General features: G+C 68.9%; 19 protein-coding genes and 1 pseudogene. 10 read left to right on the top strand and 10 right to left on the bottom strand.

Annotated elements, in window-relative coordinates; translation table 11 throughout:
- The 3 genes from ACFW2Y_RS15830 to ACFW2Y_RS15820 form a co-directional block, all read right to left on the bottom strand.
- Positions 1-798 (bottom strand): transposase (locus ACFW2Y_RS15830; RefSeq protein ID WP_384878570.1); only part of this gene is annotated, 798 nt, incomplete at its 3' end.
- Between the two features lie 202 nt (positions 799-1,000).
- Positions 1,001-1,528 carry a flavoprotein gene (locus ACFW2Y_RS15825; protein WP_384878567.1) on the bottom strand — a complete coding sequence of 176 codons (528 nt, stop codon included), beginning with the start codon at positions 1,526-1,528 and terminating at the stop codon, positions 1,001-1,003.
- Positions 1,525-2,811 carry a helix-turn-helix domain-containing protein gene (locus ACFW2Y_RS15820; protein ID WP_384878573.1) on the bottom strand — a complete coding sequence of 429 codons (1,287 nt, stop codon included), beginning with the start codon at positions 2,809-2,811 and terminating at the stop codon, positions 1,525-1,527. The genes ACFW2Y_RS15825 and ACFW2Y_RS15820 overlap by 4 nt, the downstream gene beginning before the upstream one ends.
- Positions 2,812-2,981: 170 nt before the next feature.
- On the opposite strand from ACFW2Y_RS15820, the gene ACFW2Y_RS15815 reads away from it, so the two are divergent.
- The 7 genes and pseudogenes from ACFW2Y_RS15815 (at position 2,982) to ACFW2Y_RS15785 (ending at position 9,217) form a co-directional block, all read left to right on the top strand.
- A complete protein-coding gene (locus ACFW2Y_RS15815) occupies positions 2,982-3,434 on the top strand; it encodes an ATP-binding protein (RefSeq protein ID WP_384878565.1) in 453 nt (150 codons plus the stop codon).
- The gene (locus tag ACFW2Y_RS15810; protein WP_384878563.1) at positions 3,431-4,750 is read left to right on the top strand and encodes a UDP-N-acetylglucosamine 1-carboxyvinyltransferase; all 1,320 of its coding nucleotides are present in this window, start codon (positions 3,431-3,433) and stop codon (positions 4,748-4,750) included. Before ACFW2Y_RS15815 ends, ACFW2Y_RS15810 begins: the two co-directional genes overlap by 4 nt.
- Positions 4,747-5,961: a bifunctional metallophosphatase/5'-nucleotidase gene (locus ACFW2Y_RS15805; protein WP_384878561.1), complete on the top strand. Its 1,215-nt coding sequence runs from the start codon at positions 4,747-4,749 to the stop codon at positions 5,959-5,961. The genes ACFW2Y_RS15810 and ACFW2Y_RS15805 overlap by 4 nt, the downstream gene beginning before the upstream one ends.
- Positions 5,958-6,497, top strand: coding sequence for a dCTP deaminase (dcd, locus tag ACFW2Y_RS15800; protein ID WP_384878559.1), 540 nt, complete (start codon positions 5,958-5,960; stop codon positions 6,495-6,497). The genes ACFW2Y_RS15805 and dcd overlap by 4 nt, the downstream gene beginning before the upstream one ends.
- On the top strand, positions 6,494-7,030 hold the full coding sequence (locus ACFW2Y_RS15795) for a deoxycytidine triphosphate deaminase (RefSeq protein WP_384878556.1): 537 nt from the start codon (positions 6,494-6,496) through the stop codon (positions 7,028-7,030). The genes dcd and ACFW2Y_RS15795 overlap by 4 nt, the downstream gene beginning before the upstream one ends.
- Positions 7,027-8,131 (top strand): annotated as a pseudogene (locus ACFW2Y_RS15790) (glycosyltransferase family 4 protein). The gene ACFW2Y_RS15795 and the pseudogene ACFW2Y_RS15790 overlap by 4 nt, the downstream one beginning before the upstream one ends.
- A 54-nt stretch (positions 8,132-8,185) precedes the next feature.
- The gene (locus tag ACFW2Y_RS15785) at positions 8,186-9,217 is read left to right on the top strand and encodes a serine hydrolase domain-containing protein (protein WP_384878553.1); all 1,032 of its coding nucleotides are present in this window, start codon (positions 8,186-8,188) and stop codon (positions 9,215-9,217) included.
- Between the two features lie 117 nt (positions 9,218-9,334).
- Here ACFW2Y_RS15785 and ACFW2Y_RS15780 read toward each other — a convergent pair whose 3' ends face one another.
- The 4 genes from ACFW2Y_RS15780 to ACFW2Y_RS15765 form a co-directional block, all read right to left on the bottom strand.
- The gene (locus tag ACFW2Y_RS15780) at positions 9,335-10,861 is read right to left on the bottom strand and encodes a hypothetical protein (RefSeq protein WP_384878550.1); all 1,527 of its coding nucleotides are present in this window, start codon (positions 10,859-10,861) and stop codon (positions 9,335-9,337) included.
- Between the two features lie 168 nt (positions 10,862-11,029).
- Positions 11,030-11,509 carry an ASCH domain-containing protein gene (locus ACFW2Y_RS15775; RefSeq protein WP_383435731.1) on the bottom strand — a complete coding sequence of 160 codons (480 nt, stop codon included), beginning with the start codon at positions 11,507-11,509 and terminating at the stop codon, positions 11,030-11,032.
- The gene (locus tag ACFW2Y_RS15770; RefSeq protein ID WP_384878547.1) at positions 11,506-13,587 is read right to left on the bottom strand and encodes a GNAT family N-acetyltransferase; all 2,082 of its coding nucleotides are present in this window, start codon (positions 13,585-13,587) and stop codon (positions 11,506-11,508) included. Before ACFW2Y_RS15770 ends, ACFW2Y_RS15775 begins: the two co-directional genes overlap by 4 nt.
- 91 nt (positions 13,588-13,678) lie before the next feature.
- Positions 13,679-14,464, bottom strand: coding sequence for a hypothetical protein (locus ACFW2Y_RS15765; protein WP_384878544.1), 786 nt, complete (start codon positions 14,462-14,464; stop codon positions 13,679-13,681).
- 60 nt (positions 14,465-14,524) lie between these two features.
- On the opposite strand from ACFW2Y_RS15765, the gene ACFW2Y_RS15760 reads away from it, so the two are divergent.
- Positions 14,525-15,010: a DUF4265 domain-containing protein gene (locus tag ACFW2Y_RS15760; RefSeq protein ID WP_384878541.1), complete on the top strand. Its 486-nt coding sequence runs from the start codon at positions 14,525-14,527 to the stop codon at positions 15,008-15,010.
- A 73-nt stretch (positions 15,011-15,083) separates the two neighbouring features.
- On the opposite strand, the gene ACFW2Y_RS15755 is transcribed toward ACFW2Y_RS15760, so the two are convergent.
- The 3 genes from ACFW2Y_RS15755 to ACFW2Y_RS15745 all read right to left on the bottom strand — a co-directional run bounded on the left by ACFW2Y_RS15755 (position 15,084) and on the right by ACFW2Y_RS15745 (position 17,920).
- Positions 15,084-15,536, bottom strand: coding sequence for a hypothetical protein (locus tag ACFW2Y_RS15755; RefSeq protein WP_384878538.1), 453 nt, complete (start codon positions 15,534-15,536; stop codon positions 15,084-15,086).
- A 14-nt stretch (positions 15,537-15,550) separates the two neighbouring features.
- Entirely contained in the window at positions 15,551-17,200 is a 1,650-nt protein-coding gene (locus ACFW2Y_RS15750) for a restriction endonuclease fold toxin-2 domain-containing protein (protein ID WP_384878536.1), read from the bottom strand.
- A 66-nt stretch (positions 17,201-17,266) separates the two neighbouring features.
- Positions 17,267-17,920, bottom strand: coding sequence for a DUF6928 family protein (locus ACFW2Y_RS15745; RefSeq protein WP_384878533.1), 654 nt, complete (start codon positions 17,918-17,920; stop codon positions 17,267-17,269).
- 732 nt (positions 17,921-18,652) lie between these two features.
- Here ACFW2Y_RS15745 and ACFW2Y_RS15740 point away from each other — a divergent pair.
- Positions 18,653-18,988: a hypothetical protein gene (locus tag ACFW2Y_RS15740; RefSeq protein WP_384878531.1), complete on the top strand. Its 336-nt coding sequence runs from the start codon at positions 18,653-18,655 to the stop codon at positions 18,986-18,988.
- 40 nt (positions 18,989-19,028) lie between these two features.
- Positions 19,029-19,565: a hypothetical protein gene (locus tag ACFW2Y_RS15735; RefSeq protein WP_384878528.1), complete on the top strand. Its 537-nt coding sequence runs from the start codon at positions 19,029-19,031 to the stop codon at positions 19,563-19,565.
- Positions 19,566-19,586 lie beyond the last annotated feature (21 nt).

Below are 19,586 nucleotides of genomic sequence, written 5' to 3'. Positions count from 1 at the left end.
CCCCGCTACGACGTCGGCAAAACCGTCAAACGCCCCGAGACCCTCAAGGCCATCGGCAAGCCCGGAAGATCTTGGTAGATAAAGAACAAGCTGAGCTCCGGTCCCGGCGATCTCGGCCAGCAGCCTGCCATCGTCGAACCCGCGGTCGGCCAGGACCAGCATGTCCGGCCGCAGCCGGCGCAGCAGCTGCCTGGCGTAGTGGGACTCGCCACGGGTCTTCGGCCCGAAGGCGGCTCCCAGCAGCCCGCGGCTTCCGGTCTCGATCAGCGTCATCAGCCGCAGCGTCGGATATCCGCCCCACCCCAGCCGGAGCCGGGGCCTGCCCAGCCACCCACGGTTGCGTTCCACGTCGGGCACTTTGAATGAACTGCAGCCGTCGAACGCGACGGTGCGCCATCGCCGGTACCGTGTCCCGGGTGTCCGCGGCTGGGCCAAGGGACCGGCCACCACCTCGAACAGAGCCTTCATCGGAGCAGGCCCCAAGCGCCGCCGCAGGTCGCGCAGAGCCTTCTCCGAAGGGGTGGGCGCCTTCTCTCCGGCCAGGCCGGCAACGAGCTTGCTCCAGACCTTGGCATAGCCCAGGTGCGGGAAGAGCCCCAGTGCCAGCAGGAAGTACACGCCGACCCGCGAGGGCAGCGCCCGCAGCCGGCGCTGCACCGTTCCGGTCTCCGCCAGCACCGCGTCGACGAGCTCGAACGGTAGGCACGCGGTGAGCCCGCCCAGGTGGCCCGGGGCGAAAACCCCGTCGGCAACCGAGGCGGCAGGGGCAACGACACTGGTAGCAGGCTTACAGCGCAAGAGAACCTCGAACTCGAAACGGCCTTCTCGGACCGTCCCTGGTTACCCCTGCCCCACCAGCGCGAAGGTCAGAATCGCCAATCCCGGGAAACCGGTTGACCTGCACTGATAACGCCTAACTTCGCGGCATTGTCGGAACAACGAACCTGTTCCGATTCGGAACACGCTCGCCACGATGGTGAGAAGGTAGGCCGGATCGCGTTCAGTCGATCTTGCCCTCCAGCAGCTCCAACGCCTCCTCCCAACGGAAGCGGTCCGCTCCCCCGCCCGCCTTCGGCCGGTGCGGCTCGTACGACCCGACCATCACGCCCATCTCCCGCAGCTGCTCCAGGCTCCGCCCGTACGCCGGGTGGGCGGCCATGGCGGCGTTCACGTATGGCAGGACCGCGGTCGGGATCCCCATCCCATACGCCTCGCACAGAATCCCCAGCGCAAGGGTGTCGGCGATGCCGGCGGCCCACTTGTTGACGGTGTTGAACGTGGCCGGCGCGACAGCGATGGCATCGGCGGGCGGGAGCGGACGCGAGTCGCCCGGTCTGCGCCAAGCCGAACGGATCGGAAAGCCGGTCTGGGCCTCGATCGCCTCGGTGTCGAGGAAGCCGAGTCCCTGCGGTGTCGCGACGACTCCGACGCCCCAGCCCCGCTCCTGCGCCGCGGTGATCAGCTTGTGGGCGTCGCCCGCGATGCCGGCGGCGCAGACGACGACGTACAGGAACGGCTGTGCGGTCACGCGGGGACTCCCAGTCGGCGGCTGAAGTGGTGGAGCTCGGGCAGCGTACGTCGCCTGTCTCGGGCGGCCATGTCGGCGACCAGGTCGCGGACGGCGGGGCGGCGTACGTCCTGGGCGGCACAGGTCTCGGCGATGCGGAGGGCCTGATAGCCCTCGGCGAGGCGGCCCTGCTGGCTGTAGGCGCGGGCGGCTTCGACCCAGAGCGCTGCCCTGCGTTCGGGGGCGGGGATGTGCCGGCGCATGAGAGGCGCTGCGGCATTCAAAGCGATGCCTGCGTCGCCGAATGACACCGAGGCGCTGACGGCGTGGATCGCAACGTTGGTCGGGCTGAAGTTGGCCCAGGCGTCGGGCTGGTCGAGTGCGACGTACCGGGCGACCTCCCGTGCCTCGTCGAGGAACTCCCGGGTTGCTGCACGGTCGCCGCCGCGGCTGGCCGCAGTCGCTCCTCGTAGGAGCAACAGGCCGACGGCGGCGAGGTATCGGGACGAGTGCCGATCGTAGGAGCCGGCGAGCTGGCCTGCCGTGTGGCGGACGAGGGTAACGGCCTGGGCGGTGTGCTTCTCACGGGTCAGAACGTGAGCGTGAAGGCGGACGCTGGAGGCGAGGACGACGGGATCGCCGGAGCGCTCGGCCTCCGCCATGGCGCGTCCCACCGCCAACCAGGCGTTGCCCTGGTCGCCTTGCTTGAGCAGCAGACTCGTCGAGGTCCGGTACGCGGTGGCCAGAAGCCCGGCCGTCTGCTCGGCGTTGCGATGGTCGCCGGCTGCCTGCCGCAGATCGGTGATGAGACCGGGCAGCATCGCCTCCAGCTCCGCGTAGTCGCAGGTGCAGAAGAGGCGGCGGGCGGCGGTGAGCCTGTCCCGCAGGGGTTGGATCTCTCCGTCCCACGAAGAGGCAGTGGCGGCTCTGGGGCCGGGGAGAAGCGAGCTTACGAGGTCGTCATGGGCGGCGGTAGCGGGCGTGGCCGGGGTCGTGAGGGAGGCGATGCTCGCGGCCAGGAAGGTGCGGCGGCGCATGTCTTCTGTCTCGGGATCGTCGGGATGTGGTGCGGCGGACACGTCGGCGTAGCTCAGGCCGAGGAGGTGTGGCGGAATGCGGAGTTCGGCGGCGACGGCGCGTAAGACGCGGATGTCGTCCGTGCCTCGTCCACCTTCCAGGCGGCTGAGCTTGGACTGGTGGTAGCCCAGGGCGGCAGCTACGTCCTTCTGCGAGCGTCCGCTGAGTTGGCGGGCGCGCTTGATCGTCTCGCCGATCTTCTCGGCTTCGGTCTTCACGTCGGCCATCCATGCCCTTCCGTCCGTGTCGAGCATGCCCGTGCGGGCGAGCGTATGCGAGCCGTACGGGGTCGACATGCAGCTTCTGCATACGCGATGCACCACGGGCACAGGCCATCGCGAACACATCGTGTTCCACGGTTCCTTGGGCTGGTCGATCCCACCCCTGGAGGCCGCTCGTGGAAGCGCACCAGATCACTTTCTCCGTCCTGCCGACGCCGGCCGCCGTGCCCACGGCACGTCAGCGGGTTCGGGACACCATCCAGGACTGGGCGGAGACCCCACCGGATTCCGACGTCGTCCACACGGCCGAAGTGGTGTTCAGCGAGCTCGCGACAAACGCGATCCGGTACGCCGGGCACCACACGATCCTTGTGGATGTCCGTCTGTCCGGCGCGGTGCTGCGAGTAGAGGTCCGCGACCGCGGTCCCGCGTTGCCCGCCCCGACGCTGCCGGAGGACGACAGCGAGGGCGGACGCGGCCTCTTCCTGGTCGGCGTGCTCGCCGACCGCTTCGGTACGACGCCCACGGACTCCGGCAAGTCCTGCTGGGCCGAGATCGACATGGCCGAGCCCTCATCCGTCGCGGCCACGGCCGCCGCGTCCCTTCCCGTACAGAGGAGTTACACGTGAGCACCCGCGTCCCCGCCGTCACATCCCAGGTGATCGCCATCCGGCCCGGCCGGCCCCTCGCCGGTGCAGTGACGGTCGACGGTTCGAAGAACGCCGCGCTCCCGCTCGTCGCCGCTGCGGCTGCCCTCCTTCGCCCCGTACGTCTCGACAACGTCCCCGCCAGCTCGGATGTCCAGACGCTGCTGGGCCTGCTGCACCAGGCGGGCTGGAACACCTCCCACCCCGTGGGTGACAGCCACACCATCCTCGTCCTCCCCGGCGAGGCGACCCCGACGCCCGACGGCCTGGGCGAGGCCGCTTCCAGCATCCGCGCCTCGTACTACCTCGTCCCCGCTCTGATCGCCCTGTGCGGCCGTGCCCGGCTCCCCTGGCCGGGCGGATGCCGGATCGGCGACCGCGGGATGGAGCAGCACTTCAAGGTGTACGAAGCCTTCGGCGACCGCGTCCGCGTGGACGATCGCGGGTACGTGGTCGAAGCCGGCAAGGCTGTTCGTGGCACGGTGTCGCTGGTCCTGCCGTTCCGCTCGCGCGGGGCGACGATCGCCGCGGTGCTGCGCGCCGTGGTCGCGGGTACACCGCTTCGACTCGGGCAGCCGAACCTCTCCCCGGAGGTCCTCTGCGTTCTGGACGCTCTGACGACCGTGGGGTACGCGTACCGTGCCGGCGAGCGCATCCTCACCCTCGCACCGCCGTCTTCCGCCTCTGAGGACGTACCCGCCTGGAAGGTGCCGGGAGACAAGATCGAGGCCGGGACCCTGGCCTGTGCCGTGGCCGCCACCGGTGGCACGGCACGGATCGAGGGCATCCACGCACCCGACATCGCACCATTGGTTGTCGCCCTGAACCGGATGGGCATCCCCACGGCCGATGAAGCCGAGGCACTCGTCGTTCACGGCCGGAACACCCAGCCGACCGGCCGCCCCCTGCGCGCCATGGCCACCCTCGCCCCCAACGGCCTCGACGCCGACTTCGAACCGCCGCTCCTCGGCCTCGCCCTGGGCTTCCCCGGCACGCACCTGTTCTCGGATCCGATCAACCCCGGGCGCCACAGCAACCTCGTCCCGCAGCTCGTCCGCATGGGCGGGGAGATCACCGAACTGTCCTCCACCGAGTGCCGGTTCACCGGACCCCAGCGGCTGACGGGTGCCGGAGTGGAGGCGACCGACATCCGCACGGGTTCGGCGCTGATGGTCGCAGGGCTCACCGCCCGTGGCGTCACCACGCTCGGCGGGGTCGACCAGATCCGTCGCGGGCACGCCGACCTGCCCGGCAAGCTCCTCGCCCTCGGCGCCGACATCTGCGAGGTCACCCCATGACCGCAGCCAGGCACCTCCAGCGAATCATCGCCACCACCGACTTCCACTCGGCCTTCGACGACGCCGTACCGATGCTCGCGCACCTGCACGCCATGAGACACGACAGCTTCGTCGTCGACTCCGGGGACTTCTTCGAGGGCACGGGCTACTACCGGCTCGGTCAAGGCCGGATCGAGCGGGACATCCTGGTCCGTCTCTACGACGCCGTGGCTCCGGGCAACCACGGCTGGGGCCACTACTTCCGACCGGACCTCCAAGCCATCGCAGTGTGCGCGAACGCCGTCGACGCCGAGACCGGCAATCCGCTCTTTCGTCCTGCCCGCCTCGTGCGTGTCGGCACCCGCCGCGTCGCCGTCACGGGTGTCATCGGCCCCCAGGCGTTCAATGCCATCCCCGCCGACCAGCGCGCTGGACACCGTGTCACCGAACCGGTCCAGGCACTGCGCGAGCTGATGCTGACCCACCACCACCGGGCAGACTCCTGGGTGGTGCTCAGCCACTCCGGGTTCGACGAGGACCTCAAGCTGGCCGCTGCCTGCCCGTTCCTGGACATCGTCTTCGCCGGGCACTGTCACAGCGAGCGTCCGAAGCCGGTGTCCGTCGGGGACACACTCGTCCTCAAGGGGCGTGAACTCGCGACCGGGTACGCGCTGGCTGAACCCGTGGGCGCGTGCTGGGCCGCCCAGGTGGGCTCCTTCCCGCCGGCAGCCGCCCTCCCCCACGAACTCGGTCGTACACGGGAGGCCATCGACGCCATCCGCGAGGAACTGCGCGCACCGCTCGGTTTGCTCAGGCCCCCGTACGCGAACGGTCCACTCGACCGTCGCGCCCTACTCTCCAACGTCGCCGACCGCCTCCACAACGGTCTGGGCGCCAAAGCCGTGCTGCTGAACGAGACCGCACTTCGGTCTCCCCGGTTGGGGACCGTACTTACGCAGGGCGATCTCCTGGCCATCGAGCCCTTCGACAACCAGCTCGTACACGCCCACGTGCCGGAGCGCTTCCTCGCAGACCCTGCGGCCCTCCTCGCCCACCTCACCGAGCAGGTGGGCCCGGTCGTGTCCACGCCCCGCCCCCTGCCCGACCGCCTGCCGAGCGTACTGACCACCGGCTATCTCGCCGACTCGTACCTCGGGGGCCGCACCCGGCAGGCCGGCATCCGTCTCAGCCAGGCCGTACAGCGCACGCTCACCGATGGAGACTCCCGATGATCCTCACCGGCCCCGAGATCACCCAGGCCACGGCCGACGGCCGCATCCGCATCTCCCCGTTCGAGCCGGCGCAGGTGAACCCGAACAGCTACAACGTCCGTCTCGGCGGGACCCTGCTCACGTACACCGGACACGCCCTGGACGCCCACCGCCCGAACGCCACCGAGTCGATCGAGATCGGGCCGGACGGCTTCGAGCTCCAGCCCGGCCAGCTCTACCTCGGCCACACGATCGAGGAGGTCGGCTCGGACACCTTCGTTCCTCTGCTGTTCGGCCGCTCCTCGGTCGGCCGCCTCGGCCTGTTCGTCGAGATCACCGCTCCCATCGGGGACATCGGCTTCCACGGCCAGTGGACGCTCATGCTCTCCCCGATCCGGCCGCTGCGCGTCTACCCGGGCATGCGGATCGGCCAGATCATGTTCTTCGTATCGGTCGGCCCGGTGGCCCTCTACGCGGGTAAGTACCAGTCCTCCGCCGGCCCCCAGCCCTCCGCGTACTGGCGCGACCTCGCCGCACTCGGGGCGGTGGCCTCGTGATCCTCACCGGCCCCGCCATCGCCGCCGCCAGAGCCGCCGGCGAGATCACCATCGAGCCGTACGAGCCGCGGAGGATCTCCCCCAACGCCTACGACTGGCGTCTCGGCGACACCCTGCGCTTCCACGGCGGTTCCTTGGACGCGGCGAGGCCGACCGACTTCCAGGAGGTGCCGATCCCCGAGTCCGGGTACGTGCTGCGGCCGGAGGTCCTCTACCTGGGGACGACGTACGAGCGGACCGGCTCGGAGGCGTACGCACAGTTCCTCAACGGCGACCGGACGATCGGCACGCTCGGCATCTGGGTCCACGTGTCCGCTCCCCTCGGGCACCAGGGCCACGCCATCCGATGGACCCTGGAAATCCGGGCGAGCCGGCCGGTCCGGGTCTACCCGCGCATGACGTTCGGCAAGTTGGTCTTCCTCCAGGCCCTCGGTGCCACGGCCAGCTACCAGAACCACGGCCTGAAGTACCGGGCCAGCGAGGGCATCGAAACGTCCCGCCTCTACGAGGAGAACCCGGGAGGCCCCGCGTGAACCCCACCGTCGTCACTGCCCTCGACCTGCCGTTCCCCAGCCCCGGCGGAAGCGTCGAGCTCTTCCTCGACCTGTACACCGGCCGCGCTCCCCTCCTGCCCGCCCGCGCTTTCATGCTCGCGCCCGAGCTCAGGGGGCTGCGACCGCCCATGCCGGCGGGGCTGGAGCTGGTGCAGGCACCGGGAAAGTGCCTGACCGGGTACGCCTTCCGCCGCTACGTCACCACCCTCCAGCGAGTCCTGGCCGAGGCGGTGGATCCGGTCGACGCCGGAGTCCTGCATCTGCAGCACCTGGGCTTCGGTGCCACACCGGCCCTGCTCAGAGCCTTCCCGAAGCTCCCACGGATCGCCCTGGTCCACGGGACCGACCTCCTCTTCGCCGAAACGCACCCCGAACAGTTGGCCACCCTGCGCGAGGCAGCCTGGGCCGCCGACGCGATCGTGGTGCCGACCGGCGCAATGGCGGACCGACTGCTCCTCCTCGCCCCCGACACCCACCGTCGCAAGATCGAGAAGATCCCCTGGGGCATCCCCGACCACCTCGTCGCCACCCCTCCCCCCACGGCGCCGGAACCAGCCCTCCAGCCACCTGCGGATCCTGTACGCCGGCCGCCTCACCCCCGAGAAGGGCTTCGACACCCTCCTCTCAGCCCTCCCCCTCACCCAGTCCGTCGAGCTGTCCATCGCCGCACCCCGAGCCGAATTCCACGCCCTTCGCCCCCGCCTCCACCAGCACGGAGTACACGTCCACTACCTCGGCTGGCTACGCCGGCCACAGCTCTGGAGGACCTTCGCCGACCACGACGTCCTCGTCATGCCTTCCACGACGCTGGAGGCCATGGGCCTCGTCGCGCTCGAAGCCCAGGCATGCGGCCTCCCCGTCCTCTACCAACCCGTTCCCGGTCTCACCGAGGCGCTGGGCGGCACCGGTCTCGCCACCGACTTCGCCGATCCGCACGCCGTCGCCCGCGAACTCGACCGCCTCCGCACCAGCCCCGGCCTCCTGCCGGCGCTCCGCGCGGCCGGCACCACCAACGCGGCCCGCTTCCCCCTGAGCGCCACCGCCGAAGCCCTCGCCGAGCTCGGCAGGCGACTCACCTGATCACCCGTGGCGCACCCCCACCATGACCGGCCGTCTCACTACGATCGGAACACCATGACGCTCGACATCCCGCGCATTGAGCAGCTCCTCCAGGACGGCGTCCGCGACCGGGTCTACCCGGGAGCCGTCTGGGCCGTCGGCAACTCCTCCGGTACGACGGCAAGCGGGGCGGTCGGCCTCCTCGACCCGACCCGCCCCGACGAGCCGATGCGGCTCGACACCGTCTTCGACATCGCCAGCCTCACCAAGATCGTCGCCGTGTGGTCCGTCATCGGCACCCTCGTCGAAGAGGGCAAGCTTCAGCTCCACAGCCCGCTGGGCACCTTCTGGCCCGAGGTCGTCGGCCACCCGCTCGCCCAGGTCACCACGCACGAACTCCTGACCCACACGGCCGGCCTGCCTCTACGCGCCAACCTCAAGAACCTGTACGGCACCGACCCTCAGGACATCCGCGACGGCGTCCTCCACGAGGCACTTCACCGCGCCCCGAGCGAGGCCGTCGAGTACACTGACCGAGCCGCCCTCATCCTCGGCTACCTCGCCGAGTACCTCGCCGGCCAGCCTCTCGACCTCCTAGCGACCACCCGCATCTGGGAGCCCCTTGGCATGGCCGAGACCCGCTTCGGCCCCCTACCGCCCGAACTGGTCGCCCGTTGCGCCCCCACCGAGCTCAACGAGGAGACCGGCACCCACCTCAAGGGCACCGCCCACGACTTCTCCGCGCGCCTGCTCGGCGGCACGTGCGGCATCGCCGGCGCTTTCTCCACCCTCGCCGACCTCAGCCGCTTCCTCCAGCACATGCTCGCCCCGACACAGGCCGCCTTCGGCCCAACCTGGATCGCCGACTCCCTCCGCATCCGCACCGGCGAACTGACACCTGCCCGCGGCCTCTTCTGGTACCCCGCACCTGGCACCGAGCGGCGGGAAGACATCTGGGTCCACTACGGCTTCACCGGCACCGCTATGTGGATCAGTCCAGCCCAACGCCTCTGGGCCGTCCTCCTGACCAACAAGCTCTTCTTCTCTCGCGATCGGGAACCGTTGACCTCTATCCGAGGCGCCTTCCGATCGGCCGCCTTCTCCTGATCCTGCCAACACCGGTACGGCCGACCAGATCGGGACTGCGCCTCGGAGTCGGCAGCCGGGTCTGTGCCCAGCGTGCATCCTGTTTCTGCGCGTGACCCGCAGGGTTCCGCGCTGGATCTACACCCTGCTCGACTCAGGCACCAGCTCCGCCATCACGGCCTGCGGCAGCGACGGGTTGGCGGCAGCCGCCTCCACCACTCGCCAGTCGTCGTCGGCGAGCAGTTCGACGATGACCTGCGGCGGCAGGGCCGGGTGCCCGGCAGCTATCGGCCGTGCCTGCCTGTCTGCCAAGCACGCGAGAAGTGCCGGGCTCGTCGCAGCGCGGTGCCGGGCGACCTCGCGCAGTGCCTTCTGAACCGGTGGTACGTGTCTGGTCAGGTCCTCAAGCAGCGCCGGCGACGCATCCGGGTTTGCCGCCACCTTGGCGACGACCCGGACTCCATGGCGGTCGACCATGGTCCGCAGCTGATCCTCCGAGAGGCCCGGGTGCGGCGCGATGGACTTGACCACCTTCGCGTCTAGGTCGGCGGCCAGCACGTCGCGGATCTCGGGTGGCAGATCGCGCCGCTCGGCCAGGAGCATCCGCACCACCGGATTCGACGACCTCGACAGCTCCTCGACCTCGACGGGAGAAGCAGCGGCAATACGCGGCAGCAGGGCCGAACCGATCTTGACGGTGGCGGCCAGGCCGGCGAGCACGTCGAGCGGCACACGGACGTTGTGCGCGAGCCTGCGCTGTACGTCGTGGCCACGGTCTGCAGCCAGCACCCCGATCAGGGCGTCGTCGATCGTAGGGTTCTCCGCGAGTTCGGCTCGAACGCTGGGAACGGAATCACCGGCGAGCCTCACCCCCACCAGCGGCGGCAGATCTGGGCGGGCGGCGAGCCGACAACGCAGCAGCGTCGACGGGTGCTCGACGAACCGGAGAAGAGCCTCGACAGGCGTGGCGGGGTTCCGCAGCGCCTGCTCCGCCATCTCATGGACGGTGGACTCGTGGGAGCCGTCGCATGAGGCACCAGGCCACAGTTCGCAGTCGAGCCGAGGGCACTGAGGATCGTGTACGAAGGGCGTCTCCTCGGTGTCGCAGACCAGGCACCGCTCTGCCGGAGGCAGCCCCTCGCCAGTGATCAGCATCGCAAGCACCTCTGGTGGCGTCGCCTCGTTGGCCGCCACCGCGCGGCGGACCTCAGCATGCGGATGCCACGCAAGTCGGGCGGCCACGTCCGCCGTCGTCCACAACGCGAGTTCCGCGACGACCCGGACATCCGGGTCGGCGGCAAGCGTCTCCTGCACTTCGGCCGGAAGTCCGGGGCAGGCAGCTAGCTTCTCCCGGCGCTCGACGTCCGAGTCCTCGGCGAAGAGTCGTGCCCACTCCAGGTCGCCAGAGTGCTCGTCGAGCAGGGCGAGCGCGGCTTGCGGCTGTGTGACGGGGTCGACGTCTGCGGCGGTCAGCCGGCCCTCGTACGCAAGTCGCACAGCGCTCTCTTCGACCCGCGCGGCCAGGTCGACTGCCTGCTCATGGCTGAGGTCCGGGCGACTGGCTAGGCCCTCGGCGATGTCCGCGTCCGCGACCGCGATCAGGCGCCCGACCAACTCGAAGGGCAGGGCCGCATTGACGGCGAGCCCGCACAGTGCATGGTTCACAGGAAGACATACTGCCCGGACCGTGGTCGAACGTCCGGTGGATTTCGACATCGGCAAGCTGGCGCCACCAGCCCTGAGGGCTCCACTTGACCGTTGGGTAGCACCCGCCGACTGTCCAACCGAGCTTGCCGTACCCCCTGCCCACCGACACAGAGGCACTCCCTCAAACTAGACGGGCGCGAGGTCGTTCAGAGCACCGCGGAGTGCCGTGCCAGCACCAGGTGCTGCCGCAGCCACTTTCCTCAGGTCTTCGCCGGTCAAGTACCTGTAGCTCTGGGGCGGATGGAATGGTCCGGAGGCCCGAAGGGCGGCCAACGGTACGGGGTCCTCGAAGGTAATCGGCTCTTCGAGTGACAGACCGCTGGCCCGGGTCGCGCCGCTCATGTACTCGTCGTACTCGCGCCGGCTGATTCCGGCGCTCGTACGGCTGGCCGACCAGACCTCGCGGGGGGAAGCGACCTGCACGGAGGTGATCCGAGCCATGCCCACGATGGCCATCGTGGGCGCGGTCGCGTAGAGGAGTACTGGGGTTCCAGGTGGGGCGGCGACGCGTTGACGACGCACCTCGACCGTCTTGGTCCCGGCCAGGATCGCCGTGGCGAACCGAGGGTGGACGGACAGCAGCATCGCGCGCTCCGGATCGCTCACGTCTTTCGGTGCCCCTCTTCGTACACGGCCTGGAACAGCACGTTACTGATCTTCGACAGCGACATCAGCGACAACGGTAGCCCCAGCCCCTTGGCCAACGCGGTCAGTCGCGAATGCGTCACCTGTACGGGAAAGATCTCCGTGTCCGAGAACCTCAACGCCATGACCTTGCCCGCCGGTTCGGCTTTCGCCCGCACTTCGGCACGACCATATACGCCCAGGTGTTCGAATCGCGAGAAGAGGGTGTCCGGATCGCCGACGACCACCTCGTCCAGCCGCGAACAGCCGATCACCATCTTGCCCTGCTGCCCGGCGGTCCCTCCGCTGACGTACCAAAGGATCCGGCCCGGGACGCTCTCCCCACGGCGACCGGCGGACCGGTAGTAGACGTGCTCACGACTGATGCCGATCACTTCGTCGCGCGGCACGAGCATGGCCGGCACATTGAACAGCTCCGTGGACCAGCGGGGCTGTACGGGGGCGATGAAGGAAGGCAGTGCCGTGTCGACGAGCTTCGCCGGCCACCACACTCGTTCGGCCACGCTCGCGATCTCAGGCGACACTTGAGCCGGCAGGCGCGGTGTCGTACGCCCGGCGCGTGCCGCGATGGCTCCTGCCGCCTCGGAGACGGCCTCGGCCGGTCCGCACAGGTCGACGATGAGGGCCGTGAAGCCGCTCTCGTCCTCGGTGAATCCGTCGGCGCCCGCAGCTGACATGGCAGCCTGGGAAAGGTACGGATCGGCGATGCGGACGACCTGCGCGCCTCGTTCCCGCCCCAGCCGCTTCAGCATGAAGAGCAGCTGTCGGGCGAGCGTCTCCTCCAGTGGGTGTGCCGCGGTCCGCAGGAAGGCGACGTTCAATGTACGGCCGTCCATGACCCAGGCGTACAGGGCGACCGGCTGTCCGTCACCGTCCCGGAGCAGCTCCCTTCGCCACAACACTCCATCGGCGCCAAGGGCCTTCAGCCGTTCCGCGAAGGCGGTACCGCTGTCGCCGTCGGCCTGCTCGAAGAAGGCGACCAGCTCCCCTTCGCTTCCGGACGCGACCTCCTCGGCGGAGAACGCCGTGCCCATGAGATCCGCCGGGCGATAGACCTGGGCTTGGCGGAGCTCGTCCACATGAAGGGTCACCATGGCCGGCGAGACGACCCTGACGCGTGCTACTTCCCAGGCGATGTCGGCCAGCCGCTCCAGCTCAGGATCACGCGTCACCAGCACTTGCAGACCCGCGCAGGATGTCTCGGCCACGTACCGCAGTCGAGCACGCAGCTCGCTGTCGACCGGCACCTCCGGCAGTTCCTTGCTGACTGCCGTGGTCAGCTCCTGCTGACGGGCTGTTACCGAAGCCGTATCAGGGGACGCGGATCGAAGCTGGGGCAGACCGTTGCGCTGGTGCTTCCTCTCCTCTCGGTCCTCGATCTCGTGCACGTCGAGAAGGAGCTGCGGTGTGTACGTGAGCTCGATCAGGTCTGCGAGCCATCCGGCCTCAAGGGCCCTCGACTCCTCGACAGCCCGCTCGGCACCCGCGCCACGAAGCCCGGAGAAGACGCTGTAGTCGACCGTCACGACCAGCAGGGCATCGCTCTGTGCCTCGGTGAACAGATCCTCGTGACCGAGATCAAGCCACCAGGTATCGAGGGTCTCTTGATCACCACCCCGTCCGAGTCCCTCGCCCTTCGGTACGAAGCCGAGACCGCTCCACATGGAACTGAGCCCATAGTCCCGCCGGCATCTGGCCCGGATGCCGAGCCGGTGTCCTTGACGACGGCGAAGCTCCGCGATCAAGAGCCCAGCGATCCCGTTCCCTCGGCGTTCCTCTGCTACACACAGATGCACGAGACGCACGTACTGACTACGCTTGGGCAACCCGAAAAGCGCATAGCCGACGAGCTCGTCCCCCTCCAGCGCGACCAGCAGCCCACCGTCGTCCGCGTACTTTCGGTAAGCGGGTGGCGTGAGCAGGCCCAGACGCTTTGTGTACCGGTCGCCCAGGGCGATGGCGGCACTGAGTAGGTCCGGCTGGTCTCCCGTCACTGGCAGCACTTTGATCGCCATCTTCATCCCCTCCGGTTCGATCACCGCCCCAAGCGCATACTGCCTAAACCGGAGCGGCCAAGCCACTGATTGATCAGAACCGGCTAGTGGCGGGAAACACGCGGTGCGGGCCTCGTCACCAGCCTCCAGCGGGTACGGGCCCGTCAGATGAGTGGTGGGGTTCGTTCTCGGCCGCGTACTGGTCCCCGATGACGAAAGTGCTCGCGCATTCGGGGCATTCGGCACGGCCGAACAGCCAGGTGATCCCCTCTGCCAACTGGGCAAAGCCGAGGTCACGGGCTGTTTCGTGCATCCATGCGGCCAAGCCGTCGAGGTCGCTCGGGTCGGCTTGCTGGAGAGGGCGGCGGCGAATGTCTCCCTGGTCCCAGTCGCGATGGGCCGAGTAGCGGCCGTAGATACCGATCGCGATGGTGACGCTGTGGTGGCAGTGAGGGCAGCCGACCCCGTAGAAGCCGTCTTCGAAGTCGTACTCGGCCAGGCTCCACACGCTCGCCCCGGCGAATGCGAGATGAGCGCGGAAGAGGGCCATCGCGGTCGCCGTTGACAGGTCATTGTCGTTGAGGCGCCGGGAGACCATCTGTTTCAGTTCAACGATCACCGGAGCCAAGGCCCTGATGAGATCGTCGGCGCCGTGGTCCTGATGGACTCCCGCCATGATCGCTCCGGCCAGGTCCAACGCCCGGTCCACGGCAGTCGTCTCACCGGCGCGGGCGATATCCCGCAGATACGGGAGCGCGGCAAAGCTCGCTGCCGAGACGGCAAGCCCCTCGGTAGCCAGGAGGTGCCAGAGTTTCTGCCATGCCTCCTCATCGCTGGACGGCGATCGCAGAACCCGCTCAAGAACGGGCGGAACCTCGTCGTACGGCCCGCGCCCGTACCTCGGCAACTGCCATTCGATCATTCGCCGATTCAAGCACGGGCCGCACAGGTCCGAATCGGAGAGATCGTGCATCCTGACCGGATGACGCAGACCGGAGTCGAACATGTGAAGGTGCACTTCCGCCTTGAGACGGACGGTGATTGGCCGCCCGCCTCAGTGGAGAGTCTGTGGGCTCTCGACCAAGGCGATGGCACCGTGCGACTCGACAACACTCCTTGGTTCGTACGCGGCGTGGCGTGCGGAGACGTCCTCACCACCCACCCCGACGAGGACGGCGTTCACTGGGCGGGCCAGGTGGTCTCGCCGTCGCAGAACTGCACGATCCGGCTGATCGTGCTGCGTGACAAGGGATCTGGCGCGGCGCGGCAAAGCGTTCTGAACGCCTTCGCGGAACTGGGAGTGGGTGGAGAGGGGATCGAGCGGTTCGGCATGGTCGCTCTCGATGTGCCGCCGGAGGCAGACCTCGCAAAGGTCCAGCGGCTCCTCGATCACGGCGTAGCCCAGGAATGGTGGGACATGGAAGAGGGCTGCATCACCGACGCCTGGCGGGCAGCACGGGCCAAATAGATGCGCGCGCTACGGTCACCACCGACGTGGGAAGCAGCGTCACACGGGCGGCAGTCCGCTTGAAGCTCGCCGGTCAGTAGTCGAATGCGTCGAGGTGCCGGCGCAGCAGGTCACCGATGTCTTCGCGGCCCCCTTCGACTGGCAGCAACGAGGGGGTGTCCTCACCGTTCGCCATGGCGAGGCTGCTGGCGAAGCGCACGAGGTTGGGCGCCGGAGCGAAGGAGTCGCGCAGCCAGACGGCGAAGGTGCCGGCTTCGTCCGCGGTCGCATCGGTGAGGGTGATGTAGGCGTAGTCGGGCTCGGTGATGGCCGCGGTGCCGTCCAGCCACACGTCCGGCGCCAGCTCGATCTCGAAGTCCAGCACGGTCATCTCGTGGACGCCGGACCTCCGGTGCCCGATGGTGGGGTCGGGAAATGCCTCTCGCAGCGCCCGCTCCAGGGAGTCCAGCGTGGCGTGCCAGGCTCCGCCGTCGCCCTCGGGGGGATAGAAGGCGAAGTTCGTCCGGATGTTTCGTTCCGTGGCCATGGTCTTCCTTGTGCTCAGGGGACGTACCGCGTCGAGCCGGGCGTGCCCGTCATCGCCATCATGGACTGCCAGTAGACGGCGTTGTCCCGTCCGTTCGTCACGATCTCCAAGCCCCTGATCTCGTTGTTCGCGGGGTTGGCCATGGCCTGCTTGTAGCGGACGAGTTCCTTCTCGTCACCCGCGTACATGGAGTCGACGACGGGGTCCCATGAGATCTTCCCCTGGTTGTTGATCTTGACGGGCTTCGTCAGAGTCTCTTCGACTCGGTCGAGGGTGCGGAAGCTCTTCTTCGTGCAGTCCGGGTCCCGTACGTGCTTCGCCTCGACGAGATGGCCGTCGAGGGGGCGTATGCCGTCCACCATGAGTCCGCGCTTGCTCCCGAGCAACGGCACTTCCCGCTCGGGGTAGCCGGCCACGCGGAGCTGGTAGGCGTTGTCCGGGGCCGCCGGGCCACCGCCGCCGGCCAGGCCGCCGGGTCGGAGGGTATTCGTCCACGCGCGGAACTGTTGCTGCTCTGCCGCGGTGAGCAGACGGGTCGTCCCAGGGACCGGCGGAATCGGGTCGGCGAAGGAGATGCCCGGGTCGACTGGGTTGATCATCGGAGCCAGCGCCGGGACCTGCCCGGTGTACGACGCGAGGACGACCGGGACGGGTACGGGAATCGGCGCGGGGATGAGGGGCGGCAGGAACGGGAGTCCGGGGATGGCGGGCGCCGCCGGCGGATCGGCCGCGGGGAGCTTGATGCGTGCGGCGGACGAGTCCAGTGCATGTCCCACGGAGCCGAGGTCCCGGATCCAGGAGTCCCCGAGCACGGCATCGAGCAGTCCGCCGTCGTATCCGTTGCCCCCGAACATCGGCTGGTCCCAGGGCATGTCGACCGCGAAGAGGTCCATCTTGCGCTCGGCGATCTTCCCCTTGGCAGCCTCCACGTGCTCGGCGTACCGGTCGCATGCCTTGGCTATCTGCGTGCAGGCGGCGACGAGATTCGTCACCAGCGGCTCGCCTTCCTCCGCCTTCGCCGGAGGGCAGGTAAGACCGACGCTGTACTTGACGTACGTCTGGAAGGCGTCGGCGGCCTCGCCGGAGTGTGCCTTGCTCGCGGTGAGGGCGTAGGTCTGCGCGTCTTCCAGGAAGCGTTGCATGAGCACCCCGGCGTGACGCCAGGAGCCGGCGACGTCCCGGATCTTCTCCGGCGAGCCACGGAAGCGGTCACTGCCGCCGCTGGGGGCGTACTGCTCGTACCAGGCGGTCTCCCCCACCACTTCGGGGAGCTCCTGGCCCAGCCCGAGGTAGTTCTCGGTGCAGTCGGCACCGGGGTCGCCCATTCCCGCCGTGAGGTCGGCCTGCCGGCCCAGGAAGGCAGAGACTTGTCGGCTTTCCTCGGCCATGAACTCACGGGCGTTGCGCATCAGCCCCTTGCTCGTCTCGCCAAGGACGTACGAGCTGAAGCCCATCTTGTCGAGCGTCGCGGAGGCTGCCGAGACGTACACCTTGGCGAAGGCTCGCCCGGCTTCGTCGTCTCCTGCCATCCCGTGTTGCCGCGCCAGTTCGTGGCCGACGGCGATAGCCGTGTCACGCGCTCCCCGCATCGTGTCGAGAAGCCCCATGGACCCGCGGATCATTCCCTCCGCGATGAACTTGACGTCCGGAGCAAGACCGGCCACCGTCGCACCCCCTTGCAGACGTGAATCGTCAACCTATCTCAGGCGGATGGCATCGTCTGGGCAGTGTCAGCTGCTCGGCTCATTGCTGTCGGCGAAGAGGCGGAAACCGAGCAGTGGCACCACGTCAGGGTCGACATCGTCGGGTGCGGGCCGGCCTTCCAGGAGGAAGCCGAAGAAGGCGCGCAGGGCTTCGTTGCCCAAGTCCAGGGGATGGAAGGGCAGCGCGTAGGGCTCCTCATCCCAGTTCGGGTTGAACTCCACGGGACGGTCACCCGCCCAGTAGGGCGTCTCGAAGGCGAACGGGTCGCCGATGTTCTCCACGATGCCGCCGTCCGGGGAGAGGCTCAGCCAGCGGCAGAGACGGCCGTCCTCCCAGACCGCGAAGGCGAGCCAGTCCGAGACGCTGTGCATCGCGTGCAGGATCACGCGGTGTCCTGCTGTCGCTTCCAGGAGGTGCGCCGGCAACTCCGACGGGCGGTCGAACATCAAGCGCCGGTCGCAGACCATGTCCACGCCCGTGAAGCTCGCCGCGTACGTGAGGCCGTCCGGCGGGTACGTCGCCTCTCCCAGGACCTCACCCTCCGTCAGCTCCGCACGACAGCCCGGGAAGACCCGGGCGATCAGCGCCGCCGTGTCCTCGGCTGTCGGCTCACTGGCCGCTTTCAGCACCGAGGCCACGTCTCCGTCCGCGTACGCCAGTAGCGCCGTCTTCGCTCCCATGCGCCGCACGCTATCCGGAGCCACCGACAGTCCAGCCGTCCCGAAAACGCCCGAAGTTTTCGGCGGCGCCCAGCTACTGGTCGCATCCGCCCAGGTCAGAGCCACCCCACTCCCCCATCCACCAAGTCTCTTCTAAGCACTTGGCCGCAGGTTCGAGTCCTGCCGGGGGCGCTCCGCACAAGACCCTCCTTCGGGAGGGTCTTTTTGCTGGTCAGGGGCGATTTTCAGTCGGTGGCGGGGGCGTCAGGGGGACGGCCTCGGATGGCTCGTTCTGTCCGGCTGCAACCTGCCAGGAGGGACCTTCGCCGACCGTCCGGCCCGAAAACGGCCCGAAGTTTTGGGCCGCCCACCGCCCGCCTCACTGCGATCCGCGCGCTCCTCTGTGCCGATCAGCCGTGGTCGAATGACCGTAAGCCGCCCTTCCGACCACGGGCTCGGCACACGCATGTACGCGTTCCACTCCGGCAGGGCCCCGGCGGGATGCGACCGGGCGGAGATCTGCCAGGCCACCGGCAGGTCGCCCCGCTCGAACGAACAAGCTGCGCGCACCCACTCTGCGCCGCACAGCTTGTTCGGGCTCACGTAGAGAAGGGTGTTTCGGGCGGTCGGCCACATCCTCCAGCCGACGGTCGAAGGGGCCGCGCCCACGTGGTCGGCAATCGCGTCATCGTCGCCTGCCAGGTGGCGGGGGGTGACCCAGTACACCGGGTTCGGGAGGGAGGAATCGTCGTGATGCTGCAGGTACAGGGCACCTCCATGCGGTTGAGGTTCTGGGAGGTCGGCTACGTTGACATGGCCGCACGGCCGTATCCGGTGCCCTGGGCTTCTTTGCCGTCTGCCTCCGGCGAACTGCCTCAGCAGCGCGGCCCGGCCACGGCCGAGCCCCGATACCTCCGCGCCGACGCCGCCTACGAAGCCGACAGGACTCTCGACTCCCCGCGGGATGCACGGCGGTCGGCGGAGGCACTTCGCGTCAAGCTGCCGCCCGGCCGCTACCGCGTCCAGTCGCTGGCCATCGAGCCCGCCCCGGACACGCGGTTCATGCTGGACCGGCTGCTGCCCGAATGATCGTTGGACCCGTCGGGTCGCCCCGTGATGGGATGCGGCCGTGTACTACGCCGACCTCAGTCCCTACGCCTACCCCGTCACCGAGGACGGGGACGTGTTCACCGAGGTCAGCACCGGCGTGCGGTTCGTCACCGTGCGGAACGCCTACCGGCGGCTCAGCATCGGCTGGTTGGAGGTCGGGCGGCCCTGGACCGCGGAGCCGGCCCCCGCGGAGTTCAGGTCCAAGCTGCTGGTGGTACTGGAGGAGCAGGCCGTGAACCAGACCCTGGGCCTGCACGGGTGCGACCTGTGCCCCGAGCCGCTCGACGGTGCCCGCCCCTGGCACGAACCCCGACCGGGGCACCGGTGTGCAAGCGCCGGTACGGGTGAGATCCGGGTGCCCGGGACGCCGGGGACCGCCTATGCGGCACCTTCCCTGATCGGGCACTACGTGGTTGACCACGGCTACCTTCCGCCTCGGGAGTTCGTCGACGCCGTCCTCGCCTTCGACCTCCGGGACCGGTCGACCGCGTACCCCTGGATCGCCTTTCCCTGGATCCCCGAGGACGCCGAACCGTACGACGCCTCGGACGGGTGACGCCCCTCGCCGGCACGGCGC

Origin of the sequence: Streptomyces sp. NPDC058877 (assembly GCF_042742855.1) — a bacterium.
GTDB lineage: Bacteria > Actinomycetota > Actinomycetes > Streptomycetales > Streptomycetaceae > Streptomyces.
The sequence above is the reverse complement of the archived record's forward strand: the minus strand, read 5'-3'. Positions and strand labels throughout refer to the sequence as shown.